This window comes from Micromonospora sp. MW-13 (genome assembly GCF_003434305.1).
Lineage (GTDB): Bacteria > Actinomycetota > Actinomycetes > Mycobacteriales > Micromonosporaceae > Micromonospora.
Genome location: NZ_QKKX01000009.1, coordinates 478,170 through 505,150 on the forward strand (window position 1 = coordinate 478,170; position 26,981 = coordinate 505,150).

22 protein-coding genes are annotated in these 26,981 nt (G+C 74.2%); 12 read left to right on the top strand and 10 right to left on the bottom strand.

The genetic code is table 11. The features are described 5' to 3' along the window. Positions 1–43 precede the first annotated feature (43 nt). The 6 genes from C5N14_RS06285 to C5N14_RS06310 form a co-directional block, all read right to left on the bottom strand. The gene (locus C5N14_RS06285; protein WP_117666361.1) at positions 44–1,225 is read right to left on the bottom strand and encodes an aminotransferase class V-fold PLP-dependent enzyme; all 1,182 of its coding nucleotides are present in this window, start codon (positions 1,223–1,225) and stop codon (positions 44–46) included. A gap of 234 nt (positions 1,226–1,459) precedes the next feature. Continuing rightward, positions 1,460–2,626: a tyrosine recombinase XerC gene (locus tag C5N14_RS06290; RefSeq protein ID WP_117666363.1), complete on the bottom strand. Its 1,167-nt coding sequence runs from the start codon at positions 2,624–2,626 to the stop codon at positions 1,460–1,462. A gap of 201 nt (positions 2,627–2,827) precedes the next feature. After that, a complete protein-coding gene (locus C5N14_RS06295) occupies positions 2,828–4,021 on the bottom strand; it encodes a DNA-processing protein DprA (protein WP_117666365.1) in 1,194 nt (397 codons plus the stop codon). Beyond that, positions 4,018–5,538 (bottom strand): YifB family Mg chelatase-like AAA ATPase, encoded by a 1,521-nt coding sequence (locus C5N14_RS06300; RefSeq protein WP_117666367.1) that lies wholly within the window; start codon positions 5,536–5,538, stop codon positions 4,018–4,020. Before C5N14_RS06300 ends, C5N14_RS06295 begins: the two co-directional genes overlap by 4 nt. 15 nt (positions 5,539–5,553) lie before the next feature. Then, entirely contained in the window at positions 5,554–5,913 is a 360-nt protein-coding gene (locus C5N14_RS06305) for a YraN family protein (RefSeq protein WP_117666941.1), read from the bottom strand. A gap of 152 nt (positions 5,914–6,065) precedes the next feature. Next, the gene (locus tag C5N14_RS06310) at positions 6,066–7,784 is read right to left on the bottom strand and encodes a sialidase family protein (protein WP_117666369.1); all 1,719 of its coding nucleotides are present in this window, start codon (positions 7,782–7,784) and stop codon (positions 6,066–6,068) included. Between the two features lie 416 nt (positions 7,785–8,200). Here C5N14_RS06310 and C5N14_RS06315 point away from each other — a divergent pair, with 416 nt between their 5' ends. The 8 genes from C5N14_RS06315 (at position 8,201) to C5N14_RS06350 (ending at position 17,295) form a co-directional block, all read left to right on the top strand. Next, the gene (locus tag C5N14_RS06315) at positions 8,201–9,406 is read left to right on the top strand and encodes a hypothetical protein (RefSeq protein ID WP_371685801.1); all 1,206 of its coding nucleotides are present in this window, start codon (positions 8,201–8,203) and stop codon (positions 9,404–9,406) included. A 203-nt stretch (positions 9,407–9,609) separates the two neighbouring features. Then, positions 9,610–10,500 carry a 30S ribosomal protein S2 gene (gene rpsB / locus C5N14_RS06320; protein ID WP_117666373.1) on the top strand — a complete coding sequence of 297 codons (891 nt, stop codon included), beginning with the start codon at positions 9,610–9,612 and terminating at the stop codon, positions 10,498–10,500. A 134-nt stretch (positions 10,501–10,634) separates the two neighbouring features. Beyond that, positions 10,635–11,462: a translation elongation factor Ts gene (tsf, locus tag C5N14_RS06325; protein ID WP_117666375.1), complete on the top strand. Its 828-nt coding sequence runs from the start codon at positions 10,635–10,637 to the stop codon at positions 11,460–11,462. 161 nt (positions 11,463–11,623) lie between these two features. Next, positions 11,624–12,391 (top strand): UMP kinase, encoded by a 768-nt coding sequence (pyrH, locus tag C5N14_RS06330; protein WP_117666377.1) that lies wholly within the window; start codon positions 11,624–11,626, stop codon positions 12,389–12,391. 79 nt (positions 12,392–12,470) lie between these two features. Further along, positions 12,471–13,028: a ribosome recycling factor gene (gene frr, locus C5N14_RS06335; RefSeq protein WP_117666378.1), complete on the top strand. Its 558-nt coding sequence runs from the start codon at positions 12,471–12,473 to the stop codon at positions 13,026–13,028. A 358-nt stretch (positions 13,029–13,386) separates the two neighbouring features. Next, positions 13,387–14,751: a phosphatidate cytidylyltransferase gene (locus C5N14_RS06340; RefSeq protein ID WP_117666380.1), complete on the top strand. Its 1,365-nt coding sequence runs from the start codon at positions 13,387–13,389 to the stop codon at positions 14,749–14,751. A gap of 104 nt (positions 14,752–14,855) precedes the next feature. Beyond that, positions 14,856–16,007 (top strand): 23S rRNA (adenine(2503)-C(2))-methyltransferase RlmN, encoded by a 1,152-nt coding sequence (gene rlmN, locus C5N14_RS06345; RefSeq protein ID WP_117666382.1) that lies wholly within the window; start codon positions 14,856–14,858, stop codon positions 16,005–16,007. Positions 16,008–16,038: 31 nt separating this feature from the next. Beyond that, a complete protein-coding gene (locus C5N14_RS06350; RefSeq protein WP_117666383.1) occupies positions 16,039–17,295 on the top strand; it encodes a DivIVA domain-containing protein in 1,257 nt (418 codons plus the stop codon). Positions 17,296–17,467: 172 nt separating this feature from the next. Here C5N14_RS06350 and C5N14_RS06355 read toward each other — a convergent pair whose 3' ends face one another. Further along, a complete protein-coding gene (locus C5N14_RS06355; protein ID WP_117666385.1) occupies positions 17,468–17,689 on the bottom strand; it encodes a DUF2631 domain-containing protein in 222 nt (73 codons plus the stop codon). A gap of 245 nt (positions 17,690–17,934) precedes the next feature. On the opposite strand from C5N14_RS06355, the gene C5N14_RS06360 reads away from it, so the two are divergent. Further along, positions 17,935–19,497: a Rieske 2Fe-2S domain-containing protein gene (locus C5N14_RS06360; protein ID WP_117666387.1), complete on the top strand. Its 1,563-nt coding sequence runs from the start codon at positions 17,935–17,937 to the stop codon at positions 19,495–19,497. Positions 19,498–19,523: 26 nt separating this feature from the next. Here the strand turns inward: C5N14_RS06360 and C5N14_RS06365 are convergent, their stop codons facing one another. Together C5N14_RS06365 and C5N14_RS06370 are read right to left on the bottom strand one after the other, a co-directional pair. Further along, positions 19,524–21,125, bottom strand: coding sequence for an NAD(P)/FAD-dependent oxidoreductase (locus C5N14_RS06365; RefSeq protein WP_117666389.1), 1,602 nt, complete (start codon positions 21,123–21,125; stop codon positions 19,524–19,526). Between the two features lie 11 nt (positions 21,126–21,136). Next, the gene (locus C5N14_RS06370; protein WP_117666943.1) at positions 21,137–22,021 is read right to left on the bottom strand and encodes a YhjD/YihY/BrkB family envelope integrity protein; all 885 of its coding nucleotides are present in this window, start codon (positions 22,019–22,021) and stop codon (positions 21,137–21,139) included. Between the two features lie 545 nt (positions 22,022–22,566). On the opposite strand from C5N14_RS06370, the gene dxr reads away from it, so the two are divergent. From dxr to ispG, 3 genes are read left to right on the top strand one after another with little or no spacing between them, the layout of a single operon-like run. Then, positions 22,567–23,778, top strand: a complete 1,212-nt coding sequence (gene dxr, locus C5N14_RS06375) for a 1-deoxy-D-xylulose-5-phosphate reductoisomerase (RefSeq protein WP_117666391.1) — start codon at positions 22,567–22,569, stop codon at positions 23,776–23,778. Continuing rightward, positions 23,778–25,028 carry an RIP metalloprotease gene (locus C5N14_RS06380; RefSeq protein ID WP_117666393.1) on the top strand — a complete coding sequence of 417 codons (1,251 nt, stop codon included), beginning with the start codon at positions 23,778–23,780 and terminating at the stop codon, positions 25,026–25,028. The genes dxr and C5N14_RS06380 overlap by 1 nt, the downstream gene beginning before the upstream one ends. Positions 25,029–25,037: 9 nt before the next feature. Continuing rightward, positions 25,038–26,210, top strand: a complete 1,173-nt coding sequence (gene ispG, locus C5N14_RS06385) for a flavodoxin-dependent (E)-4-hydroxy-3-methylbut-2-enyl-diphosphate synthase (protein WP_117666395.1) — start codon at positions 25,038–25,040, stop codon at positions 26,208–26,210. A 135-nt stretch (positions 26,211–26,345) separates the two neighbouring features. On the opposite strand, the gene C5N14_RS06390 is transcribed toward ispG, so the two are convergent. After that, positions 26,346–26,945, bottom strand: a complete 600-nt coding sequence (locus tag C5N14_RS06390; protein ID WP_117666397.1) for a PadR family transcriptional regulator — start codon at positions 26,943–26,945, stop codon at positions 26,346–26,348. Positions 26,946–26,981: the final 36 nt, after the last annotated feature.

The window sequence follows — 26,981 nt, forward strand, 5'->3', positions numbered from 1 at the left end:
GTGCGGTTGGCGTCGGTGCGGTCGACGTCGGTGCGGTCGCCGATCAGCGCCGGGCGAGCAGGGCCGGCAGCCGCGCGGCGAGCCGCTCGTACTCGTCCGGCGTGTTGTAGACCTGGCCGCACAGCCGTAGCCAGCCACGGTCGTTCCAGGACATCACCGCCACCTCGGCGGACAGTTCCTCGGCGATCCGGCCCCGCAGGGCGCTGGCGTCGTCGATCGTGGTGGCCAGCCCGGCCGGCAGCGGAACGATCCGCATCGCCACCGTCGGTCCGCCCGGATCCGGCAGGTCGGCCGGCGCCACCCCCAGCGCGTCCCCCACCACCCGCTGCCCGTACGCGGCCAGCGCGGCGTTGTGCGCGCGCACCCGGTCGACGCCGAGGCTGCGCAGGGTCCAGACGCCGGCCGGCGCGGCCAGCCACGGGGTGTAGTCCAGGGTCGCCTGCCACTCGACGTTGCCCGGGAAGCCGGACGTTTGCTCCCAGGAGACCACCAGCGGCTCCATCCGGTTCCGCCACGACGGGGCCACCACCAGCGCCGCGGTGCCGCGCGGGGCGTACCCCCACTTGTGCAGGTTGCCCACCCAGAAGTCCGCGCCGATGCTCCCGACGGGGGTCGGCAGCATGCCCGGGGCGTGGGCGGCGTCGACGAGCACCGGCACCTCCTGCTCGTGGGCGACTCCGACGATCGCCGCGGCCGGGAAGAGGCGGGCGGTGGCCGAGGTGAGCTGGTCGACGACGAGCAGCTTCGTCCGGCCGGGCCGCAGCCCCGCCCGGACGAGCCGGACGACCTGCTCGTCCGTCGCGGCCAACGGAACGTGCAGGGTGCGGTGGGTGGCCCCGGTGCGCCGGCACTCGCGGTCGACGGAGAAGCGGACCGCGCCGTAGCCGTGGTCGGTGGTGAGCACCTCGTCGCCGGGGCGCAGGCCGAGCGACTGGAGCACCACGGCGACGCCGGTGGTGGCGTTGCCGACCAGTGCGGTGCCGTCAGGGTCGGCGCCGAGGAAGCCAGCCAGGTGCCGGCGGGTGTGGGCGATCCGGTCCACCAGGCCCGGCCCGAAGAAGCGCAGCGGGTTCGCCTCCATCTCGTCGCGCAGCCGCTGCTGGGCGCGTTGCACGCCGATCGGCACCGCGCCGAACGAGCCGTGGTTGAGGTGGCTCACCGCCGGGTCGAGGGAGAAGAGCAGCCGGGCGCCGGGGATGGGTTCGGGCGGCTGCGGCGCGCTCATCCCATGATCGTAGCCCGACATCCATCGACGGTGGCCCGCAACCACCATGCGACGGCGGCCCGTCGGCTCTCCCGGCTCTCCCGGCTTTCCCGGTCACGCCCGAAGGACCTGCGCGACGGTCGGTCCGAGGGGGAACATCGGTGCGGGACCGGGCCGGCTCAGGCATGCGGGGTGGGCAGTCGTGCGGCTCAGGCGCGCGGTGCTGTGCAGTTCAGGCACGCGGTGCTGTGCCGTTCAGGCGCGCGGGTGTGCCTGCCGGTACGCGGCCCGCAACCGCTCCACCGAGACGTGGGTGTAGATCTGCGTGCTGGCCAGCGACGAGTGGCCCAACAGCTCCTGCACCGCCCGCAGGTCCGCGCCGCCCTCCAGCAGGTGGGTGGCGGCCGAGTGACGCAGGCCGTGCGGGCTGGTCCGGGGCAGCCCGGCCGCCTCCGCGTACCCGGCGACGACCCGCCGGGCGGTGGTCGGGTGAAGTCGGCCGCCCCGTGCCCCGAGCAGCAGGGCGTCGCCGGAGCCCGGGCCGGCGAGGACGGGCCGGCCGGCGCGAAGCCACCCGTCCAGCGCCCGTTGCGCCGGCACCCCGTACGGCACGGACCGCTCCCGGGAGCCCTTGCCGAGCACCCGGACGACCCGGCGGGCGTCGTCCACGTCGGCGGTGTCCAGGCCGCACGCCTCACTGATCCGCACCCCGGTCGCGTAGAGCAGCTCAAGCAGTAACCGGTCCCGCAGCACCACGGCGCGCGCCTCCGCCCCGTCGGCGGGAGCCGGCGGCGGGGCGGTGGCAGGGCCCGGCCCCTCCGGGGGCCGTTCGTCACCAGGCCCTTCCGCCGTCGTGGCCGGAGCCCGGCCCTGGACCGGGCTCCAGGCTGGGTCGTGGGCTGGGCTCCGGGCTGGGTCGTGGGCTGTTCCCTGGACCGGGCCCTGGGCTGGGTCGGGGGTCGGGCCGGTGGCGGGGGCCGGGGTCGTCGGCTGGGGGGCCGGGGCCTCGATCAGGGCCCTCGCCTGGTCGACGCGGAGCACGGTCGGCAGGTCCCGGTGGGCCCGAGGGCTCGCCAGCGGGGCGGCCACGTCGGTGGGCAGCAGGCCGGCCCGGTGGGCCCACGCGCTGAACGTGCGCGCCGAGGCCGCCCGCCGGGCCATCGTGGTCCGGGCAGCCCCGGTCGTCCGCTGCTTCGCCAGCCAGCTCCGCAGCACGCCGAGGTCGAGGTCGGCCACCCCGACGCAGCCCATCCGGGCGGCGTGGTCGAGCAGGGAGACCAGGTCGCCGACGTACGCCCGGACGGTGTGCGCCGAGCGGTTGCGCACCCGGGCCAGGTGGTCGGCGAAGTCGTCCACCGCCTCCCGCAGCGCTGCCGGAAGGGCCGCGTGCGTCTCCCTCGTGCCGCGCCCGGCGCGGCTCACCGGGGGCCGCCCGGCGTGTCCTTCGTGGCCGACCACTCCGGCCGTGCCCGTCCGTCGCCTCGCACCGGCTCAGCTTACGAGCGCCCCGCGACCCGGGCCGAGCTCCGCGCCGATCCTGCGGCGGTGGCCCCTGCCGCCGGCGGGGGCCGGCAGGGTGAGACGGTGCCGTGCGACGTCTGCGGGCCACCCGGGTGTGCCCCGTCACGGCGGCGGTGCCGGCGCGGCGCGCGCCGGGCGGGCGGCCAGCGCGTACCCGTCGTCGCGGCGGCGCACCATGCCCAGCTCCTCCAGCAGGGAGAGCTTGCGCAGGGCGGTCCGGAGGTCCACGCCGGCGCGGGCGGCCAGCCGGTCCACGTCGACCGCTCCGCGCCGGGGCATCGACTCCAGCACCAGCGTCGCCTCGTCGTCGAGCAGGTCCCGGGGGCGTTGCGGGGCGCGGGGCGGTGGCGCCAGGTCGGCACCGATGCGGCCCACCTCCTCCAGCACGTGCGGCACGCCGGTGACCAGCCTCGCCGACGGTTGCTCGCGCAGCAGTTCGTGGGCGCCGACCGACATGGCGGAGGTGACCGGACCGGGCACCACCATCGGGCGCCGGCCGATCGCGAGCGCCCGGTTGAACGTCTGGGTCGCGCCGCTGCGCGCCGCCGCCTCCACCAGCACCGTGCCCAGCGTCGCCGCCGCGATCACCCGGTTGCGGATGAGGAACCGGGGACGATGCGGCTCGGCGCCCGGCATCCACTCGCTGACCAGCAGCCCGGTCTCGGCGATCCGGTCGAACAGGGCGGCGTTGCCCATCGGGTAGGGCTGGTCGATCCCGCAGGCGAGCACCGCCACCGTCAGCCCGCCGGCGTTGAGCGCGCCCCGGTGCGCCGCGGCGTCGATGCCGAAGGCGCCCCCGGAGACCACCGTCCAGTCCCGGTCGGCCAGCCCGTAGCCGAGCTCGGTGGCCACGTGCGTGCCGTACCCGGTGGCGGCCCGGGCACCGACCACCGAGACCGACCGGTCCAGCGCCTCCCGGAGCGGCCAACCGCCGCGCGCCCAGAGGCAGAGCGGGGGCGCCGTCTCCCGGTCCACCCGTCGGTTGGCGCCCGGCAGGACCATCCGGCGCAGGCCCTCGACGCGGGGCGGCCACTCCTCGTCGTCCGGGGTGACGATCCGGGCACCGAGCCGCTCGGTACGGGCCAGGGCGTCGGCGGCCACGGCCCGGGCGTCCCCGTCCCGGGACCGGGCCGCCACGGCGGCGCGTAGCCACTCCTCGGGCGCGCCGCCGTCGAGCAGCAGGTCCAGGGCGCCTGCCGGGCCCAGTTCGTCGACCAGCCGGTGCACCGACCGGGTGCCGGGCTCGGCGAGCCAGGTCAAGGCCACCCGGGCCAGCAGGTCCTCGTCGGTGTTCACGCCGCGTCCCCCGTCCTGAGCTGGATGGCCTCCCGGACGTCGTCGGAGTCCGGCCGGTCCCGCCCGTCGAGGTCGGCGACGGTCCACGCCATCCGGGTGATCCGGTCGAAGCCGCGCGCCGACAGCGAGCCGGAGTCGAGCCGGCCGCGCAGTTCGCGGGTGTCCCGCTCGGGCAGCCGCCAGGGTGGACGGCGCAGCCAGGGACCGGGGACCTCCGCGTTGACCCGCCAGCCGGTGCCCGCCCAGCGCTCGGCGGCGGCCCGGCGGGCGGCGGCCACCCGGGCCGCGACGGCGGCGGACCGCTCCCCGGTCGTCGTGCTCTCCAGCAACTCCGCCGCCCGCAACGGCGGCAGGGTGACCTGCACGTCGATCCGGTCCAGCAGTGGGCCGGAGAGCCGGCCGAGATAGCGCCGGCGGGCCAGCGGCGAGCATTCGCAGTAGGCGTCCCCGGCCGGCTTCGCACAGGGGCACGGGTTGGCGGCGAGCACCAGTTGCGTCCTGGCCGGGTACTCGGTGCCGCCCCGGCTGCGCGCGAGCTGCACCCGGCCGTGCTCCAGCGGCTGGCGCAGCGCCTCCAGCGAGCCCTTGCCGAACTCGGGCGCCTCGTCGAGGAAGAGCACCCCGCGGTGGGCCAGCGACACCGCGCCGGGGCGGGCCAGCCCCGACCCGCCGCCGACCAGCGAGGCCACCGTCGCGGTGTGGTGCGGCGCCTGGAACGGCGGCCGGCGCACCAGCCGGCCGCCCGGCGGCAGCAGCCCGGCGATCGAGTGCAGCGCGGTGACCTCCAGCGCCGCGTCGTCGTCCAACTCGGGCAGGATGGACGGCAGTCGCTCGGCGAGCATCGTCTTGCCGGCCCCGGGCGGCCCGAACAGCGCCAGGTGGTGCCCGCCGGCGGCGGCCACCTCCAGGGCCCGCCGGCCCAGCGCCTGCCCGGCCACCTCGGCCAGGTCCGGCCCGCCCGTGCCGGTGGACGGCGCCTCGGCGGGCGGCTCGATCAACGGCGTGCCGTCCCGGACGAACTCGACCAGCCGGTGCAGGGTGTCCACGGCGCGGACCCGGACACCCGGGACGACCGCCGCCTCGGCCGCGTTGCCGGCCGGGACGATCACCCGGTCCAGACCGGCCCGCGCCGCGGCGGCCACCATCGGCAGCACCCCGCGCACCGGCCGTACGGTGCCGTCGAGGCCCAGCTCGCCGAGGACCACCACCCGCTCCAGCGCCAGCAGCGGCAGCTCCCCGGAGCCGCCGAGCAGCGCCACGGCGATCGCCAGGTCGAAGGCCGAGCCGAACTTCGGCATCGTGGCCGGCAGCAGGTTCAGGGTGATCCGCCGGTTCGGCCACCGCTGGCCGGAGTTGACGACCGCGGCGCGGACCCGGTCGCGCGCCTCGTGCAGGGCGGTGTCGGGCAGCCCGGAGATCACCACGGCCGGCAGCCCCGGCGCGAGGTCCGCCTCCACCTCCACCACGTGTCCGGCCACCCCGACCAGGCCGACGCAGAGCACCTTCGCGTAGCTCACGCCCGGCCGCCCATCTCAGAACGCCCCCTTGAGGTGCTCGACCCGGGCCGCCCCGGCGTCGGGCAGCTCGACCGAGAGCACGTCGAACCGCACCTCGTCGGCGGTGGTGCGGGTCTCCGCGAGCCAGCGGGCGGCCAGCCCTCGCAGCCGCCGCGCCTTCGCCGGCACGACCGCCTCGGCCGGCGCGCCGAACTCGGCGGTGCGCCTCGTCTTCACCTCGCAGAAGGCGAGCACCGCGCCGTCCCAGGCGATGATGTCGATCTCGCCGGCCGGGCAACGCCAGTTCCGGGCGACCGGGCGCAGCCCGGCCCCGATCAGGTGTCGGACGGCGCACCGCTCCCCGTACGCGCCGACCGCCTGGTTCCGCTTCGTCATGCGCCGCACCATGCCCGGCCCGGCAGCCCGTCCGGGGGAGGCTGTGGACGACGGGGGCCGCTGTGGACGATCGGACGATCATGCTCCCTGCGTGCTATGGACGGCCGGGCCGCCGGTCCCCGCGACGGGGTCCGACGGCCCGGCGTCCCGGCTCAGAAACCGAGCGGGTTGTACGCGTGGATCGCCTGGTCGAAAGCCTGCCCGGCGGGCGGTGCCTGGCCGACCGGGAAGGTCGCCACGGCGCTGCCGTTCGCCACCGACAGGCCCAGGTACTCGCCGAGCATCCGGCCGAGCCCGCTGTTGGCGAGCTGGTCCGTCCGCATCGTCGCGAGCGTCTGCGGGTAGCGCCGCCAGGTGTGCCCGCCGTCGACGGACGAGGTGAACTGGGTGTCGATCCGGCCGTTGAGGTAGCTGTTCCAGAGGATGCCGATCCGGGCCGGGTCGTCCGGGTCCACCGCGACCGTCGGGGCGAGCCGGTCGGTGGCGGCGCACAGCCCCTGGTCGGGGCAGTCCACCGGCACCTCGGCCGGGTACGTCCAGTTCACCCCGTCGGGCGAGGTGCTGAACAGCACGTCGTTGACCTGGCAGGGGTAGCCGGCCCGGCAGCCGTGCCAGGTGGCGACGATCCGGCCGGAGCGGTCGGCCTCGGCCGAGACCACCGAGACGGCCCGCATCCCCGGCACGGGATGGTAGGTGCCCGCGTGGATCGTGCCGCTGTCGTTCCACACCGCGCCCGCGCCGTCGACGGTGAACGCCCTGGTGGACCCGTTCAGCCCGTACGCCACGACCAGCCGCCCGTCGGGCCGTACCACGGGGGCGGTGCCGTTGCCGGTGGGCGAGGAGGCGGCCCCGCGCGGGTTTGGCACGGTGGCCCAGGTGAGGCCGCCGTCGGTGGACCTGGCCAGCTCGATCCGGCTGCTGGCGCTGAGGTTGGTGATGGTGAGGTAGCAGGTCCCGTAGTGCGGGCTGGCGGTCCAGTTGTCGCAGACCACCCACTCCTTGTCCCGGTCCTGCCCGTCGTTGCCGACCGCCCAGCCGGGGGCCGACCAGGTCCGCCCGTCGGTGGACCGGTTGACCAGCACGCCGTCGTGCAGGTCGTTGATCACCAGGCTCGCCGTCAACCAGACGCCGTGCCGCGCGCTGTAGGCGACCACCGGGTCGCTGGCCCGCAGGTGCGGTCCGCCGCCGGCCAGGGTGATCCCCGGCAGCGTGCCGCTGGTCCAGGTCAGCCCCGCGTCGTACGAGGTGGCGAAGCCGATGTTGGTGGCGCCGCCGGGCGCGTCGGCGTCCCGCCCGACCTGGTACGCGGACACGATCGTCCGCCCCCAGGCGAAGGAGTCGGGTTCGACGGCGGTGGCGTGCTGGGTGTCGCCGGTCAGGTACGGGTCGCCGCCCACCCGCTGGCGGCCGGCCACGTAGTCGCGGCAGCCCAGCGATTTCTCGGCCGGCTGGCGTGGGAGGCTGCCGTAGACGTTCACCGCGGCCACGCAGACGGTGTGCCGGCCGTCCGGGGCGGCCGGCAGCAGCCGGTCGAAGCCGTGCGGCCCGACGTCGGGCCGGGACCCGTCGGCGGTGGCGGTCAGGACCAGCACGCCGTCCCGGCGGATCTTGACGGTGACCGCCCCGGGGGTGTCCCCGTCCGCCGCCCAGCCGACGACCCGGATGCCGCCGTTGCGGTGCTCGATCGCCTCGAACGAGCCGGTCGGGGCCTGGTCGGGCTCCCCCGGTTCGGAGCAGATCGGCGGCGGGTCGGGGACGTCGCAGTCGGGGGCGGCGGTGGCCGGTGCGGCGGCGAGCGCCGAGCAGGCCACCGCGAACAGGGCGGTGAGGGTGGCGGCGAGCCGGTGCCGTGCCGGGAATGTGAGTCGCATGGGACCTCCGTGGATCGGGTTCTCCGGAAGGCTGCCGGCGCCGCCCGGGCGCGGCTGCCGCCGATCCGACCGACGATCGTGACAACCGGAGGCGGTTGCCGGGGCAACCGCTGGTCGGGCCGCCGGTGGCCGGGCCGCCGCGGGGGCGGTCCCGCCGGAACGGTCCGGGCGGGGGAGCGTGGCCCCGCCCCGCCGTCCGGCGGCCGTGACCGGCCGTCGCGCGCGCCGCGCCGGACGGCGACGCGCAGGCCCGGCCCCCGGGACGTCCGACCCGCCGCCCCGGGCCGTTCCGCGTCCCGGCGTCCGGGTCCTGCCCACCGCCAACGGTGGGCGATCCAGTGGGGCGTCCGGTGCCGTTCGGGGGCAGTCGATCATCGGATGGCGCGGGGGTGCCCCTGTCACATACGGTGCCCGTCGTGAACGCACGACGGAGCTTTCCCGATGATCAGGAGTCGAGCTGGTACCCCGGCGAGCGGGGGTACGGCGAGCAGGACTGGCGCTCGCCGGGCGACGACCGCTACCGAGCGGACGAGTTCCCTGCCCCGGACCAGCGCGGGGACACCGGCGAGCGACGCTATGACGGGCTGACCGACCCGCCCGTCGGCCGGTACGGCGAGACCGGGCGGCACGGGGCGGACGACGCCTTCGGGCTCACCGAACCCGATACCGACAGTTACCGGCCGTCGCGGTCGAGGCGGGCCGACACGGGTTCGTTCGGGGTGTCGGTGGACGAGTTGGCCGCGGAGCGGGAGGCGCGCCGGGCGGCCCGGGCCGCCGAGGCCGGACTGGCCGCCGGGCCGCGGGGCGCCGACCCCGCCGTGCCGGCCGGCCAGCACTCCGCCGCGTTCCCGCTGCCCCCCGGCGAGCGCGCCGGCGAGTTCGCGCTGACCGTCGGCCAGCGGCCCACGCCGGTCTCCGGCGCCCCGTACGACGCGGCCCCCCGGGATGCTCCGCCCGAGCCGGACCCGCTCGGCGTCGACCCGGTCGGGCGCAGGTCGGAGCCGGTCCGTTCCGGGCCGCTCGGCGGCTACCCGGTCGTCGACCCGAACCGTCCCGGGGAGGCGGACCGCCCGGGCGGCCCGGACCGGGGCACGGGCCCCGGCCCGGCGGCCGAGGCGGGGCACGCGGGCGAGGCTGGGCGGGTGGGCGAGGCTGGGCGCGGGGCCGACGCGGGACCGGCGGTGGGCGCGCCGCACCCGCTGGAGATGCCGACCGGACCGATGCCCCCGGTGGCCGTCCGACCGGACCTGCCCCCGCCGGGCCTGGACCCGGCGTACGCCCAGGACGGGCTGCGCCGCCCCGGCCCGCCGCCGTCCGACGGCGTCTACCGGACCCGCCGTCCGGCGCTGGCGGTGCTGATCGCACTGCTGGTGGCGGTCTTCGAGGTCCCGGCCCTGCGGGTGCTGCGGCACGGCGTGCTCGGCGACCCGCTGTCCGCCGCCGACGTCGTGGTGGGCATCTTCCTGGTCGCCGGGTTGCCGATCTTCGGCGTCGGCCTCTACGGGCTGCGCACGGGCGGCCTCGCGCTCGCCGACGGCAGCCGGGGCTGGCTCCGGCCGCCGACGGCGTACCTCACGGTGGGCCTGGTGCTCTTCGTCGCCGCCGCGCTCGCCGCCCGCTGACCGGCGGGCCGGGCAGGGGCGTACACTGGGCGACTGGCGACCGCCTCGGCGGTCGACCTCGCGCGCCCTCTCCACGAATCGTCGTGGGGCGACGGCCTCCCTGGTCCCGATCTTGATCGGGAACACCATGGCCGGCGACCAGGCGCCAGGACGCCCGGCCACCGGCCGGGCGTGACAACCAGGGACCACAAGGAGTACCCACCATGGCCGTCGTGACCATGCGCCAGCTGCTGGAGAGCGGTGTCCACTTCGGGCACCAGACCCGGCGCTGGAACCCGAAGATGAAGCGCTTCATCATGACCGAGCGCAACGGCATCTACATCATCGACCTGCGCCAGACCCTCGACTACATCGAGAAGGCGTACGACTTCGTGCGCAACACCGTCGCCGAGGGCGGCAGCATCCTGTTCGTCGGCACCAAGAAGCAGGCCCAGGAGGCCATCGCCGAGCAGGCGACCCGGGTCGGCCAGCCGTTCGTCAACCACCGCTGGCTCGGTGGCATGCTGACCAACTTCCAGACGGTGTACAAGCGGCTGCAGCGGATGAAGGAGCTGGAGGCGCTGGGTGACCTGAGCGGCACCGCCGCCGGTTACACCAAGAAGGAGACCCTGCAGCTCTCCCGCGAGAAGATCAAGCTCACCCGCACCCTGGGTGGTCTGCGGGACATGCAGAAGCTCCCGGCCGCGATCTGGGTGGTCGACACCAAGAAGGAGCACATCGCCGTCGACGAGGCCCGCAAGCTGGGCATCCCGGTGATCGCGGTGCTCGACACCAACTGCGACCCGGACGAGGTCGACTTCCCGATCCCGGGCAACGACGACGCGATCCGCTCGGCCGAGCTGCTGACCAGGGTTGTGGCCGCCGCCGTCGCCGACGGCCTGATCGCCCGTTCCGGCCGTCGCCGGGGCGGCGACGAGAAGCCGGAGCCGGGCCAGGTCGGTGCCGACGAGCCGCTGGCCGAGTGGGAGCGCGAGCTGCTCGAGGAGCCGAAGAAGGCCGACGCGCAGCCGGCGCAGCCCACCGAGCAGCCCGCGCAGTCTGCTGAGCAGCCCGAGCAGCCCGCCGAGCAGCCGGCGGCAGCCGCCGCGGAGTGACCGCATCGCCGCGTCCCCGCCGTCCGGTTGCCCGGGCGGCGGGGCGCGGCGGGTAGGCCGGGCAGATCCGACCCGGATTTGGGTAACCGCCCCCCAGAACATCCCATCGCTGTCCCAACACCGAAGAGAGAGTCATGTCCAACTTCACCGCCGCGGACGTCAAGAAGCTCCGCGACCTCACCGGCGCCGGCATGATGGACTCCAAGAAGGCGCTGACCGAGGCTGAGGGCGACTTCGACAAGGCCATCGAGATCCTGCGGGTCAAGGGCGCGAAGGACGTCGGCAAGCGTGCCGGCCGGACGGCCGCCAACGGCCTGGTCGCGCACTCGGGCAAGGCGCTGCTGGAGCTCAACTGCGAGACCGACTTCGTCGCCAAGAACGACGCCTTCATCGTGCTGGCCCAGCAGCTCGTCGAGCACGGCGAGGCCAGCGGCGTGGGCACCGCCGAGGAGCTGCTCGCCAGCACGATCGACGGTAAGCCGGTCGCCGACCTGATCCAGGAGCAGTCCGCCAAGATCGGCGAGAAGCTGGTGCTCAACCGCTTCGCCAAGCTGGACGGCACCGTCGCGGTCTACCTGCACCGCAAGAGCCAGGACCTGCCGCCGGCCGTCGGCGTGCTGGTGGAGTACGCCGGCAAGACCGACGAGGCCGGCGACGCCGACGCCCGCGGCGTGGCCATGCAGATCGCCGCGATGCGGCCGAAGTACCTCACCCGCGACGAGGTGCCGGCCGACGTCGTCGAGTCCGAGCGGCGCATCGCCGAGCAGACCGCCCGCGAGGAGAACAAGCCCGAGGCGGCGCTGCCGAAGATCATCGATGGTCGGGTCAACGCCTTCTTCAAGGACTACGTCCTGATCGAGCAGGCATCGGTCGCCGACAACAAGAAGACCGTGAAGCAGGTGCTGGCCGAGGCTGGCATCGAGGTGACCCGCTTCCTGCGGTTCGAGGTCGGCCAGGCCTGAGCCGCCGCTCGGGCGTGTGACGCGCCCGCGGGCAGGGAACGTCGACGGGAGGTCGCTGGTGTACGTGACAGGCACCGCGGCCTCCTTGTCGCATAGGGTCAGCGACGGCAGGTACGCGGTAACCGGCGCACGTGGGGTGCGCGTGGGGAGGGGCGGGGCGGATGACGCAGGTTGTTGGTGACCGGAGCCGTGGGGCGGACGATCCGACCGCCCCACCGCCAGGCCGGGCCCGCCGGGTGGTGCTGAAGCTGTCCGGCGAGGTCTTCGGCGGCGGGGCGATCGGCGTCGACCCGGACGTCGTGCAGGCCATCGCCCGACAGATCGCCACCGTGGTCCGCCGCGGCGTGCAGGTCTCGGTGGTGGTCGGCGGCGGCAACTTCTTCCGCGGCGCGGAACTGCAGAAGCGCGGGATGGACCGGGCCCGCGCCGACTACATGGGCATGCTGGGCACCGTGATGAACTGCCTCGCCCTCCAGGACTTCCTGGAGAAGGAGGGCATCGAGACCCGGGTGCAGAGCGCGATCACGATGGCCCAGGTCGCCGAGCCGTACATCCCGCTGCGCGCCATCCGGCACCTGGAGAAGGGCCGCGTGGTCATCTTCGGCGCGGGCGCGGGCATGCCGTACTTCTCCACCGACACGGTGGCCGCCCAGCGCGCGCTGGAGATCCGCGCCGACGTGGTGCTGATGAGCAAGAACGGCGTGGACGGCGTCTACTCCGCCGACCCCCGGATCGACCCGACCGCCAGCAAGTTCGACTCGATCACCTTTTCCGAGGTGCTGCGCCGTAACCTGCGGGTGGCCGACGCCGCCGCGTTCAGCCTCTGCATGGAGAACGGCCTGCCGATGCTGGTCTTCGGCGCGCAGGGCGAGGACACGATCATCCGCGCGGTGGGTGGCGACAAGATCGGCACCCTGATCACCGCGTGAGCGGCCGGCGGCCGGCGAGCGACGGTCCCGACACGACAGCACAGCCCACGACGAACACAAGAAGGAGGCGAGGAGACCGGTGATCGACGACACCCTCCTCGAGGCCGAGGAGAAGATGGAGCGTGCGATCGAGCACGCCAAGGAGGAGTTCGGCGCGATCCGTACCGGTCGCGCCAACGCCGCCATGTTCTCCAAGATCATTATCGACTACTACGGCAGCCCCACCCCGCTGCCCCAGATGGCGTCCATCGGGGTCCCCGAGCCGCGCATGGTGATCATCAAGCCCTACGACACCTCGCAGATCAACGCCATGGAGAAGGCGATCCGCGACTCCGACCTCGGCGTGAACCCGAACAACGAGGGCACCCAGCTCCGCATCCTGCTCCCGCAGATGACCGAGGAGCGGCGCCGCGAGATGATCAAGGTCGCCCGGCACAAGGGCGAGGAGGCCAAGGTGGCCATCCGCAACATCCGCCGCAGGGGCAAGGAAGAGCTGGACCGGCTCGTCAAGGACGGCGAGGTCGGCGAGGACGACGGCCGCCGCGCCGAGAAGGACCTCGACGACCTGACCCAGAAGTACGTCGCAGGCGTCGACGAGCTGGTCAAGCACAAGGAGACCGAGCTCCTGGAGGTCTGATCCGCGTCCGGCCCGGGCCGGACGCGTGACCTGCCGTGGCACCGGTGTGCCGTCGCCGTCGGGCGGCGGCACGCCGGTGCCCTCGTCGTCGCGGGCCGCCGTGTCCCTGCGGGGCCGGCACCGGGCCCTGGCCGGCCGGGGAGTCCCGCGTACCGCCGCCGGTCGGCGCGGGTGGCCCATCGTCCGCCCTCTCCGGGCGGCCGGTGCAGTAGGCTCGGCACGATTCCGGCCACCACGCGGTGAACGGCCGGGATCGGCCGGCCGTCGGGCCGGTCAACCGGACGGAACAGTCGTTGTAGGGGATGGTCTTGGTCGTACGTCATGTGGTGAACCCCGTACCGCGTCCGTTCGGTGCGTGATGTCCCACCTCGACCCCTACCGCAGCGCCGGGCCCCGAGGCTGGAACCGGCCGGACGCCCCGGCCGCGCTTCCCTGGCCCGACCGTGACCTCGAACCGGGGCAGTGGGCCCGCAGCGCCGCCACCGACGCGTACGCGCCCTCGGCCCCCGACACACTCGGCGCCCCCGCGCCCGACCCGATCGCGCCGGACACGGCCGGGCCCGGGGGCCGGGCCGAGTCGCGCCGGCTGGAGCCGTTCGACGCCGACGCCACCGACCCGTACGGCGCCCGTCCGCTGCCCGGCGACGAGTCGAGCTGGCCCGGCCTGCCCGGCGTCGGGGACCCGGGCCACGCCGCCCGGGACCGGCCGGTCGGCCCCGGGCACCCCGCCGGGCCGGTCGACGAGCCCGTCGCCGGGCGCGAGCCGGCCCCGCCGCCGTACCTGCCGGAGGAGCCCTCCGCGACGGTGACCGGCGGCGACGCGGTGCCGGAGCCGCCCCGGGGCCGACGGGAGCCCGGGCGCCGGCGGGCCAGCGCGGACCGCCCGGCCACCCAGCAGGCGTCGCCGAGTCGCGCCGGGCGCAACCTGCCCGCCGCGATCGGGGTGGGCCTCGGTCTCGGCGCGGCCGTGCTGGTGCCGCTCTTCTTCTACCTGCCCGCCTTCCTGTTCGTGCTCGCCGTCGCCCTGGCGGTCGGCACCTGGGAGATGGCCCGGGCGGTCCGCCGTGGCGGGGCCCACCCGCCGCTGGTGCCGCTGATCACCGGTGGCGTGCTCACGGTCGGGCTGGCCTGGTTCGCCGGCCCCGACGCGCTCTGCCTCGGCCTGCTGGTGACCGTGCTCGGCACGATGATCTGGCGGCTGGGCGACGGCCCCGGCAACTACCAGCGTGACCTGACGGCGGCCACCCTGATCGCGGTCTACGTGCCGTTCCTCGGCGGGTTCGCGGCGATGCTCGCCGCGGCGCCCGGCGACGGGCACCTGCGGGTGCTGGTCACCCTGGTCGCGGTGGTGCTCTCCGACACCGGCGGGTACGCGGCCGGGGCCAACTTCGGCAAGCACCCGATGGCCCCCTCGATCAGCCCGAAGAAGTCCTGGGAGGGCTTCGCCGGGTCGGTCACCGCCGCCGCCGTCGGCAGCGCCCTGCTGATCTGGCTGCTGTTCGACGTGGCCCCCTGGTGGGGCGCGCTGTTCGGGGTGGCCGTCTCCTGCGCGGCGGTCCTCGGCGACCTGGCCGAGTCCATGATCAAGCGGGACCTCGGCGTGAAGGACATGAGCAACCTGCTGCCCGGCCACGGCGGCCTGATGGACCGCCTCGACTCGATCCTGTTCGCGGTTCCCACCGCGTACCTGCTGCTGGCCGTGTTCGTCCCGGTGGTGGGCTGAGGCATGGATCACGCCGGTCACCCCGTGCCGACCGCCTGGTCGGGGCCGATTCGGCACCTCCGGCCAGGCGCGTCGTCCATTCGGCGTGGGAGACTGGGAGCGCCATGACGAGCCTTCCGCTGATTCCCGCCGCCCCGGACGTCCCCGCCGCACGCCGCGCGGCCATGCCACCCCGGCACCTCGCCGACCTCGACCTGGCCGGTCGGCAGGCGCTGGTCACCGAGCTGGGCGAGCCGGCGTTCCGCGCGAAGCAGGTCTCCACCCACTACTTCGGCCGGCTGGTCCGCGATCCCGCGGGGATGACCGACCTGCCCGCCGCCACCCGGGACCGGCTGGCCGGTGCGCTGCTGCCCACCCTGCTCACCCCGGTCCGTGAGCTGGCCTGCGACGACGGGGCCACCCGCAAGGCGCTCTGGCGGCTGCACGACGGCTCGCTGGTGGAGAGCGTGCTGATGGGTTACCCGGACCGGGTCACCGTCTGCATCTCCAGCCAGGCCGGCTGCGGGATGGCCTGCCCGTTCTGCGCGACCGGCCAGGCCGGGCTGACCCGCAACCTCTCCACCGCCGAGATCGTCGACCAGGCGGTCTACCTGGCCGGGGTGGCCGCCTCCGGTGCGGTCGCCGGCTCCCCGCCGCGGCTGTCCCACGTCGTGTTCATGGGGATGGGTGAGCCGTTGGCCAACTACTCGCGGGTGACCGCGGCGATCCGCCGGCTGGTCGCTCCCGCCCCGGACGGGCTCGGGCTGTCCCAGCGGCACATCACCGTCTCCACGGTCGGCCTGGTCCCGGCCATCCGCCGGCTGGCCGGCGAAGACCTGTCGGTGACCCTTGCGCTGTCCCTGCACGCGCCCGATGATGAGCTGCGCGACGAGCTCGTGCCGGTCAACCAGCGCTGGAAGGTGGCCGAGGTGCTGGACGCAGCGTGGGACTACGCGGCCCGGACGGGGCGTCGGGTGTCCATCGAGTACGCGATGATCAAGGACGTGAACGACCAGCCGTGGCGGGCCGACCTCCTCGGCCGGTTGCTGGCCGGCAGGCTGACCCACGTCAACCTCATCCCGCTCAACCCGACTCCGGGCAGCCGGTGGGACGCGAGCCCCAAGCCGGTCGAGCGGGAGTTCGTCCGGCGCCTGCGTGCCGCCGGGGTGTCCACGACGGTGCGGGACACCCGGGGCCGTGAGATCGACGGCGCCTGTGGGCAACTCGCCGCCGCCGAGGACGACGACACCGACATGCCGCAGGAGGCGACGGCGTGACCGGGCGTAGCGAACGAGACCAGGAGACATAGTGGCGAGTCAGGGTCAGCGTTTCCGACGTAAGGCGCTCCGCCGGGGCTACAAGGTCGACGAGGTTGACGCTTTCCTGGACCGGGTCGAGGCGACGCTCGCCGGCCAGCCGATCGGCGCGCCCGTGGCCTCCCAGGAGGTCCACGACGTCGTCTTCCGGGTCCGCTTCAACGGCTACGACGAGTGGCAGGTCGACCTGCACCTCGACCGGGTCGAGCGGCAGCTGGCCGAGTTGGAGGAGCGCGGCGGCGTGCCCGGTCGCAGCACCGACTCCGGGATGCCCGACCGGCTCGGCCCGCCGAACCGGATGGGCCCGCCCGACCGGATGCCGCCGATGCGGGACGACCGTGGCCCGGTGCCGATGCGGGACGACCGGGGGCCCGGCCCGATGCGGGACGACCGTGGCCCGGTGCCGATGCGCGACGACCGGGGGCCCGGCCCGATGCGCGACGACCGTGGCCCCGTCCCGATGCGGGACGACCGTGGCCCGGTGCCGATGCGCGACGACCGGGGACCGGGGCCGATGCCGCCCCGACCGATGCCCGCGCAGGCCGGCCCGCCCGCCGACCGGTACGGCCGTTACGACGAGCCGAGCGGCGCCTTTCCCGCCGGGGGCTACGACGCGCCGCGCGGCGGGTACGACGCCCCGCGTGGCCCGGGTGGCCCGGGTGGTGCCGGCCCGATGGGTCCGGGCGGCCCGATGGGCCCCGGCCCGGGACACGGCGGCCCCCCGCCGCGGGGCCTGCCCGCCGGGCCGGGCGGCTACGGCCCGGACGACCGGTTCGACGGCTTCGAGGCGGGCCGGCACGGTCGGGCCGACATGACCGCCGAGATCCGGATGCCCGAGCGGGACCTGCGTGAGCTGCGCGGTCGTGGCCCGGGCGGGCCGCCGCCCCTGCCGCAGCAGCCGCTCGGCGGCCCGCCGATGAATGCGCCGCCCCCGGTCACCGGCCCGCCGGTCGGTGGCCCGCCGCCGATGGCCGGCCCGCCGATGGCCGGCCCCCCCGGCAGCGACCTCCACCGCGTGGACCAGATCCGCCGCAGCTTCCAGGTGCGCCGGTTCGGCAGCGGGTACGACCCGGAGCAGGTCGACCGGCTCTTCGACGAGCTCCTCGGCGGCATGGCCGGCCGAGGGCCGATGCCGGTCAACCCGAAGGACCTGGACACCCTGCGGTTCGGCCTGGTGCCCGGCGGCTACTTCGAGGCGGAGGTCGACGCGGCGCTGAAGGACGTCCAGGACATCCTCTTCGGTCGCTGACCCGGCGCCTCCTCCCCGGCCACCAGCCGTCCGCCGCGGGCGCCGGCCGGCGGTGCGGCGTTCGCCCGGCAGGGGCCGCCGCGACCTGCGCAGACGGCGAGGGCCCGTTCCCCTGGTCAGCAGGGGGACGGGCCCTCGGTACGTACCGGGGTCGGCGGGCCGCCGGCCAAGGTCAGGAGCGCAGGCCGTTGCGCCGCAGCACCGCGTCGCCGACGACGACGGCCAGCAGCAGCACGGCCAGGCCGACCAGCCAGATGTCCTCGACCCTGCCCTCGTGGTTGCCGCACAGCATCGCGAGCAACGCCAACGCGGTGAGCACCGCGCCGATCCGCCCTGCCTTCCGGTGCCCGGGCTTGTGCTGATCTGGCGACGTCACCGGCTCGCTTCCTGCCACTGTCGGTCCTTCCCTCGCGATCGGATCTCCGGTTAGTCTGGCACGCCCCGCGCCTGGCCTCGTCCGGTGGGGGTTTCCCGGTGTCCGGCCCCGGGCGAGCCGGAGCCGCCGCGACCCGGGGCCGCCGGCCGTCCGGCCCGGGGCCTCCGGGCCGGAGGGCACTACCGGCGTCGCGGGTCGCCGACCACACTGCCTCCGGTAGCGTTCTGACGTACACCTTGATTGCCTGTTTGAGGGGGACTGCGGTGCGAGTGACCGGTACGGGACATGCCAGCATGCGGATCGACACGGCCGCGGGCAGCATCCTGTGCGACCCGTGGGTCAATCCCGCCTACTTCGCGTCCTGGTTCCCGTTTCCCGACAATTCCCTGCTCGACTGGGAAGCCCTCGGCCAGGTCGACTACCTGTACGTGTCGCACCTGCACCGGGACCACTTCGACGCGGCGCACCTCAGGCGGTACGTGTCGAAGGACGCCACCGTCCTGCTGCCCGAGTTCCCCACCTCGGAGCTGGCGGACGAACTGCGCGAGCTGGGCTTCACGAAGTTCCTCAGGGCCCCGAACGAGCAGGTCGTCGAGCTCGACGGCGGCCTCAAGATCATGATTCAGGCGCTGACCAGCCCGACCGACGGCCCGATCGGTGACTCCTCCCTCTGGGTCGAGTACGACGGGGTCCGGCTGCTCAACCAGAACGACGCCCGCCCGACGGACCTGAGCGTCTTCGCCGAGCTGGGCCACGTGCACGCGCACCTGCTCCAGTTCTCCGGCGCGATCTGGTACCCGATGGTCTACGAGCTGCCGCAGTCGGCGAAGACGGCGTTCGGCAAGCAGAAGCGGGAGCGGCAGTTCGACCGCACCTGGCGCTACATCGACGACCTGAAGGCCGACCACGTCTTCCCGATCGCCGGGCCGCCGTGCTTCCTCGACGACGCGCTGTGGCAGTTCAACGACATCCACGGCGACGAGGGCAACATCTTCCCCGACCAGTCGGTGTTCCTGTCCGAGTACGCCAAGGTCGGCGGCAGCAACGGCATCGTGCTGCTGCCCGGCAGCGTCGCCGAGGTCACCACCGGCGGCGCGACGACCACCCACCCGGTTCCGGTGGCGGAGTTCTTCGCGAACAAGGTCGCCCACCTGGAGGAGATGCGGGAGCGCAAGCGCGGCGTCATCGAGGCGGAGAGGGCGTCCTGGCGGCACCCCGAGGTCGACGTGCTGGCCGGGATGAAGCGCCGCATCGAGCCGCTGCTGGAGGAGTCGATCTACCTGGCCAAGGGGGTCGGCGGCCCGGTCCGCTTCGATCTGGTGGGCTACGACGGGGAGAGCGTCGAGTCGATCGTGGTGGACTTCCCGGGCAAGGAGGTGCGCCCGTACGCGGACGAGAAGGTCCGCTACCGGTTCCGTACCGAGCGGGCGCTGATCGAGCACCTGCTGCACATCGGCGAGGTGGACTGGGTCAACTCGCTCTTCCTGTCCTGCCGGTTCTCCGCCGCCCGGATCGGCCAGTACAACGAGTTCGTGTACGCCTTCTTCAAGTGCCTGTCCACCGAGCGCCTCCAGTACGCCGAGGGCTGGTACGACGAGCACGAGCGGTCGAACGACGCCGAGGACATCACCCTCGGCGACTGGGTGGTGCAGCGCCGCTGCCCGCACCTGAAGGCGGACCTGACCCGGTTCGGCATCGTCGAGGGCGACCAGCTCACCTGCCAGCTACACGGCTGGAGGTTCGACCTGCCCAGCGGCCGGTGCCTGACCAGCGTCGGCCACAAGGTGCGCGCCCACCGCGCCACCGCAGAAACCCCCACCCCCTGACCCACCCGAGGGGGTGGGGTGGTGGGTCAGCGGGAGAGGTCGGTGAGGATGCGGCGGGCGGCGTTGTGGCCGGCGGCGCCGATGACGCTGCCGGCCGGGTGGCAGCCGGCGCTGCCCGCGTAGACGCCGTCGACGCCCGTGGCGTAGGGCATCCGGTCGGTGAACGAGACCGTGTTGTCGACGTGGTGGATGTGGCCGCCGGTGATGCCGAAGTGCGCCTCGATCCCGGGCGGCGGCAGCGGCACGGCGTCGGCGATCAGGTCGGCGGTGCCGGGGGCGTACCGCTCGCAGATGTCGACCAGGCGCGAGACGTAGCCGGGCAGGGCCTCGTCCCAGGTGGTGCCGGCCAGCTCGTAGGGGACCGACTGGACGAACAGCGCCGAGGAGTGGTGGCCGGCGGCGTCGGACAGCGACGGGTCCACGGTGGTGTGCAGGTACCACTCGATGGTCGGCTCGTCGGGCAGCCGGCCGGCCTGGACGTCCGCCCACATCGCGCGTAGCGCGGCCATCGGCGGCTCGCCTCCGCCACCGACCAGCGACGCCGAGCCGGGCAGCAGGTGGATGGTGGAGCCGAACGGGCTGGGCGCGTCCTGCGGCAGGCAGGAGAACCGGGGCAGCCCGGTCAGCGCCAGGTTGAGCTTGAGGGTGGTGCCGGGGCGGCGGGCCGCCGCCATCCGCTGCGCCAGCGGCGCCGGGAGCGCGCCGTCGGGCAGCAGGTCGATCAGCCGGTACGGGTCACAGGCCCCGAGCACCACCCGGGCGGCCACCTGCCGGCCGTCGGCCAGGGTCACCCCGCTGGCCGCGCCGCCGTCGAGGGTGATCGCGGCGACCGGGGCGCCGGCCAGGATGGTGGCCCCGGCGGCGCGGGCGGCCTCGGCGAAGGTACGCGAGACCGTGCCCATCCCGCCCTCGGCGATCATCCAGGTGCCGTCGGAGCCGGGCAGCCGGCACATGTTGTGCACGAGGAAGTTGTGCCCGGTGCCCGGGTCGTCCGGGCCGGCGTTCAGCCCGGACAGGCCGTCGGTGACCGCGTACATGCTGACCAGCAGCTCGGAGCGGAAGTCGAAGCGGGCCAGGTAGTCGGCGACCGAGCCGCGCACCAGGTCGACGAAGACCTGCCGCAGGGCCGGGCGGACGTGCCGTTGCGCGGTCTCCTCCACCGCCAGCGGCTCGGCCAGCCAGGCCGGTGCCAGGTCCTCGCGGAGTTGGGCCAGCTCGGCCTGCATGGCGTCGTCGGCGGCCACGTCGGCGGGGGAGAAGAACTCCGTGAGCTGCCGCCGGGTCGCCGCGTGGTCGCTGCCCATCAGCAGGTACGGCGAGCCGGCGCCGCCCGGGGTGGGCAGGAAGTAGTGCGGGTCGCGGCGAAGCACCGGGATGCGCACGTCGAGCGTGGCGAGCAGTTCCGGCGGCATCAGCCCGAGCAGGTACGACCCGGTGGAGTGGCGCAGCCCCGGCACCCTCGGGAACGGGTTCTCGGTGCGGGTCGCGCCGCCGATCACGTCGGCGGCCTCCAGCACCAGCACGTCCAGCCCGGCGCGGGCCAGCAGGATCGCCGAGACCAGCCCGTTGTGTCCGGATCCGACGATCACCACGTCGGCGCGGGACGGCAGCTCACTCGTATCGCTCATGCCCGGGCAGCCTAGTGCGGCGGGGCTGCCGGCGGGAGACCGTCGGGGGCCCCGGCCGGGGTTTCGCCGGCCCGGCGGGCGCGCCAGTCGCTCAGCGCGAGGGTGGCCGAGTAGCCGGCGAGCACGATCACGTGGAACACGTAGAGCCAGAGCAGCACGGCCACCCCGCCGCCGATCTGGTCGAAGCCGCCGAACGGCACGCCCAGGTCGAGGGGGAGCGAGGCGAACAGCACGAAGCCGTGCAGGAACCCGGACAGATTCGCCGCGGTGAACGAGCCCATCCCCAGCGTCGACAGCCAGTCCGGCGAGGCCGGGCCGACCACCCGGAACACCCAGAACAGCACCGGGGTGAGCACCAGCCACACCCCGAGGAACGACAGCACCACCCCGAGCGCGCCGGACCAGCCGCCCTGGCGGACCAGGCCGGTGGTGTACGGCAGCGCCAGCAGGATCGACAGCAGCAGCGCGGGGGCCGGGGCGAGCAGCGGGAGCAGCAGCAGCCGGCCCCGCCAGCCGACCAGCGCCCCGCCCGGCTCACGCGGGGCGGCCACCGAGACGAACGCCCGGCGCAGCCCCTCGCCGTACAGCGACGCCGGCAGCAGCGAGGCCAGGGCGAGCACCGGGGTCAGGTGGAGGCCGGCCTCCAGCAGCGCGGCCACCGCCCGGTTCGCGCCGATGTCGGTGGGCAGCGTGTCGACGGCGTACGAGGTGAGCCGCCGGACCCGGCCGCCACCGGCGAGCAGCCCGGTCAGCCAGATGGCCAGCAGCGCCACGGGCACCACGGCGACCGCCCCGTAGAAGGTGATCGCGGCGGCGTGCAGCGACAGGTCCCGGCCCCGTACCGGCCGGAACGCGGCGCTGGTGATCCGCTTCGTCCGCTGCCATCCGTCTCCCACCGCGATCATCTTCCCCGCGCCGCACCCCGGTACGCACTACGATCGCGCGACATGACCGTGCTCCACACCGAGCGACTGCTGATCCGTGGCCCGAGCCGTGGTGGCGCGGGTGGCGGGGAGAGGCTGTTCGCGGCCCTTTGGAGCTGACTCGTCTGTGCAGTCAGTCGTCTGCGCCCCCCTCTGCGCGATCTTCGGTGCGGCCGTCTGGGCGGTCGTCGGGGGCCGGGGACGCCGTGCTGAGGTGGTCACCCCGCCCCGGTCGACCGCGTACTCCTGGCTGTAGTGCGCTCCGGTCGGTGCTGAGGAACCCCTCGATCAGCGAGCCGAAGACCACATGGTGAAGCGCTGAATCGACTCCGGGGCGCGGCCTGCCGTTCGAGCAGATCGAGGCCGTGCCCAACCGTCGTTGGGCGATCCCTGATGATCGTCTGCTGGTTGGGGAGAACTTCGTCGGCGTGTCGTCTCTGTTCTGCGCAAACGATCATGGGTGGGTCGGCGGTGAGGCTCGCAGGGGACGCCCAGCGGCGGTGGGGAAGAATGGGCGGGTGAACTCTCCCCGCGATCTTGTGCTGCTCGGGTCGACCGGGTCGGTCGGCACCCAGGCCATCGACATCGTCCGGCGCAATCCCGACCGGTTCCGGGTGGTGGCGCTCGGTGCCGGGGGCGGCAACGTCGAGCTGCTCGCCGGCCAGGCCCTCGAACTCGGCGTCGAGGCGGTCGGGGTGGCGAAGGCGTCCGCCGCGCAGGACCTCCAGCTCGCCTTCTACGCCGAGGCGAGCCGGCGCGGCTGGTCCAGCGGCGACTTCAAGCTGCCCAAGATCGTGGCCGGCCCGGACGCGATGACCGAGTTGGCCCAGTGGCCCTGCGACGTGGTGCTCAACGGCGTGGTCGGCTCGCTGGGGCTCGCGCCGACCCTCGCGGCGCTGCGCGCCGGCCGTACCCTCGCCCTGGCCAACAAGGAGTCCCTCGTCGCCGGCGGCCCCCTCGTCAGGGCCGCGGTGACGCGCCCGGGGCAGATCGTGCCCGTCGACTCGGAGCACTCGGCGCTGGCCCAGTGCCTGCGCGGCGGCGCGCGGGGCGAGGTGCGCCGGCTGGTGGTGACCGCCAGCGGCGGGCCGTTCCGGGGAAAGCGGCGCGACGAGCTGACCGAGGTCACGCCGGAACAGGCCCTGGCCCACCCGACCTGGAACATGGGGCCGGTGGTCACGATCAACTCGGCCACCATGGTCAACAAGGCGTTGGAGGTGATCGAGGCGCACGAGCTGTTCGACGTGCCGTACGCCGACATCACCGTGATGGTGCACCCCCAGTCGGTGATCCACTCGATGGTGGAGTTCGCCGACGGGTCCACGATCGCCCAGGCCAGCCCGCCGGACATGCGGCTGCCCATCGCGCTCGGCCTCGGCTGGCCCGACCGGGTGCCGGACGCCGCCGCCGCCGTCGACTGGACGACGGCCCACACCTGGGAGTTCGCCCCGCTCGACGACGAGGCGTTCCCGGCGGTGGCGCTGGCCAAGGCGGCCGGGGCGGCCGGGCGCTGCCGCCCGGCGGTCTACAACGCGGCCAACGAGGAGTGCGTGGCGGCGTTCGTCGCCGGCCGGTTGCCGTTCCTCGGGATCGTGGACACCCTCCGGCGGGTGCTGGAGGACACTCCCGATTTCGCCGAACCAGGTACCGTCGAGGACGTGCTCGCCGCCGAGTCGTGGGCACGCGCGCACGCGCAGGAGATCATCGTGGCGTCGGTGGAAGGAGCTTGATGGCGTACCTGCTCGGGGTGGTGCTCTTCGCCCTGGCCATCCTCGTCTCGGTCAGCCTGCACGAGGCGGGGCACATGCTCACCGCCAAGGCGTTCGGGATGAAGGTCACCCGCTACTTCGTCGGCTTCGGCCCCACCATCTGGTCCTTCCGGCGCGGCGAGACCGAGTACGGCGTCAAGGGCATCCCGCTCGGCGGCTTCTGCAAGATCGTCGGCATGACGCCGCAGGACGACGACGTCGACCCGGCCGACGAGTCCCGGGTGATGTGGCGCTACCCGGTGTGGAAGCGCACGATCGTGATGTCCGCCGGCTCCATCACCCACTTCGCGCTCGCCCTGGTGGCGACCTGGATCGTCGCGATGTCCGCCGGCCTGCCCAACCCCGACTTCCCGACCACCGACGCCGAGGCCCGCCAGGAGCCCGCGGTGATCGCGCTGGCCAAGTGCGTGGTGCCGGAGAACCTGGTCCGGGAGTGCGCGGTCGCCGACCCGGCCAGCCCCGCCGCCCAGGCCAACCTGCGCGACGGCGACCGGATCACCTCGCTCAACGGCACCCCGGTCAACAACTACGGTGACCTGCTGGTCGCGCTGCGGGCCACCAAGCCCGGCGACAAGGCCGAGATCGGGTACGTCCGCGACGGCCAGCCGGGCAGCACGAGCACCGTGCTCGCCCAGACCCAGCGCCCGCCGCTGGACAACCCGAAGGGCCAGGTCGGCCCGGTCTCCGCGCTCGGCGTCGGCCTCCAGTTCAGCACCCCGACCCGGGTGTCGTACGGGCCGGTGGAGGCGCTCGGCGGGACCGCCCGGTTCACCGGCGACATGGCCGTCGGCACGTACGAGGCGATGAAGCGGATCCCGCAGAAGGTGCCTGCCCTGTGGACGGCGATCACCGGCGGCGAGCGGGACATGGACACCCCGATCAGCGTGGTCGGCGCGAGCCGGCTCGGCGGCGAGGCGGTGGAGAACAACGCCTGGCTGGTGTTCTTCATGCTGTTCATCTCGCTGAACTTCTTCATCGGCGTGTTCAACCTGCTGCCGCTGCTCCCGCTCGACGGCGGGCACATCGCGATCGCCTGGTTCGAGCGGGCCCGGTCCTGGCTGTTCGCCCGCTTCGGCAAGCCGGACCCGGGCCGCGTCGACTACCTCAAGCTCATGCCCATCACGTACGCGGTGATCCTGATCGGCGGCGCGTTCACGCTGCTGACCATCACCGCGGACGTCGTCAACCCGATCACGCTCTTCTCAAGGTGAGTGCCTGAAGTGACCGCAGTCAGTCTCGGTATGCCCGTCGCGCCGCCCCCGGCGCTCGCCCCACGGCGGCTCAGTCGCCAGATCATGGTCGGCTCGGTGCCGGTCGGTGGGGGTGCGCCGGTCTCGGTGCAGTCGATGACCACCACCCTCACCTCCGACGTCAACGCCACCCTCCAGCAGATCGCCGAGCTGACCGCGTCCGGGTGCCAGATCGTCCGGGTCGCCGTGCCGAGCCAGGACGACGTCGAGGCGCTGCCGGCGATCGCGCGCAAGTCGCAGATCCCGGTCATCGCCGACATCCACTTCCAGCCGAAGTACGTCTTCGCCGCGATCGACGCGGGCTGCGCGGCCGTGCGGGTGAACCCGGGCAACATCCGGCAGTTCGACGACAAGGTCAAGGAGATCGCCAAGGCGGCCGGCGACGCGGGTGTGCCGATCCGGATCGGCGTGAACGCCGGCTCGCTGGACAAGCGGCTGCTGGCCAAGTACGGCAAGGCCACCGCCGAGGCGCTGGTCGAGTCGGCGCTGTGGGAGTGCTCGCTGTTCGAGGAGCACGGCTTCCGGGACATCAAGATCTCGGTGAAGCACAACGACCCGGTGGTGATGATCCGGGCGTACCGGCAGCTCGCCGAGAAGTGCGACTACCCGCTGCACCTCGGCGTGACCGAGGCCGGGCCGGCGTTCCAGGGCACCATCAAGTCGGCGGTCGCGTTCGGCGCGCTGCTGGCCGAGGGGATCGGCGACACCATCCGGGTCTCCCTCTCCGCGCCGCCGGTCGAGGAGATCAAGGTCGGCAACCAGATCCTGGAGTCGCTGGGCCTGCGCGAGCGCGGCCTGGAGATCGTCTCCTGCCCGTCCTGCGGCCGGGCCCAGGTCGACGTCTACAAGCTCGCCGAGGAGGTCACCGCCGGCCTGGAGGGCCTGCCGGTGCCGCTGCGCGTCGCGGTCATGGGCTGCGTCGTCAACGGCCCGGGCGAGGCCCGCGAGGCCGACCTCGGCGTCGCCTCCGGCAACGGCAAGGGCCAGATCTTCGTCAAGGGCAAGGTCGTCAAGACCGTCCCGGAGGCGCAGATCGTGGAGACCCTGATCTTCGAGGCCCTGCGAATCGCCGACGAGATGGGCGCGGAAATCCCCGAGGACCTGCGCGACCTGGCCCCGGGAGCCACGGTCACGGTCCACTGACCCCACCCACCCGCCCACCCCCACCCGCCCACACCCGGGCCCACCCGCGCAAATTCAGAGAAAGAGTGGCCATTCCAGGCGGAGTGGCCACTCTTTCTCTGCATTTGCGGGCGGGAGGTCGTTGCGGGCGGGAGGTCAGTCGGATTCGGCGAGGATCGCGTAGAGCTTGCGCCGGGTCTCGGCCAGCACCTGCGCGGCCCGTTCCCGCTGGTCGTCGGTGCCGGTCGTCATCACCTGGCGCAGCGCCTGCATCGCCTGGTTGCCGGCGTCGCGGATGTCGTGCCAACTGTTGACCGTGTCCTCGGCGAACTCGCCCCACGGCGGGGCCTGTGCCGCCTCGCCGGCCTCGGCCCGGCCCGCCTCGGTGACGGTGAACCGCTTCCGGCCGCCGCCGGCGTCCTCGGTGGCGACGGTGACGACGCCCTCGTCCTCGAGGAGTTGGAGGGTCGGGTAGATCGATCCGGGGCTGGGCCGCCAGGCCCCGCCGGTGCGGGAGTCGATCTCCTGGATCATCTCGTACCCGTGCATCGGCCGCTCGGTGAGCAGGGCCAGCACGGCGGCGCGCACGTTGGGCCGGCGCCCCCGGCCGCGGCCCCGGTGGCCGCCCCGGCCGCCGCCGTGCCCGTGCGGGGGGCCGGGCGGGAACGGCGGGCCGGGGGGACCCGGCGGGAACGGGGGGAAGCCGAAGCCGCGCATCCGCGCCTCGGGTACGTGCATCCGTTGGTGGAAACCCATCAGGGCTCTCCCTTCCAAGCTCTGTCGCTGATGCAT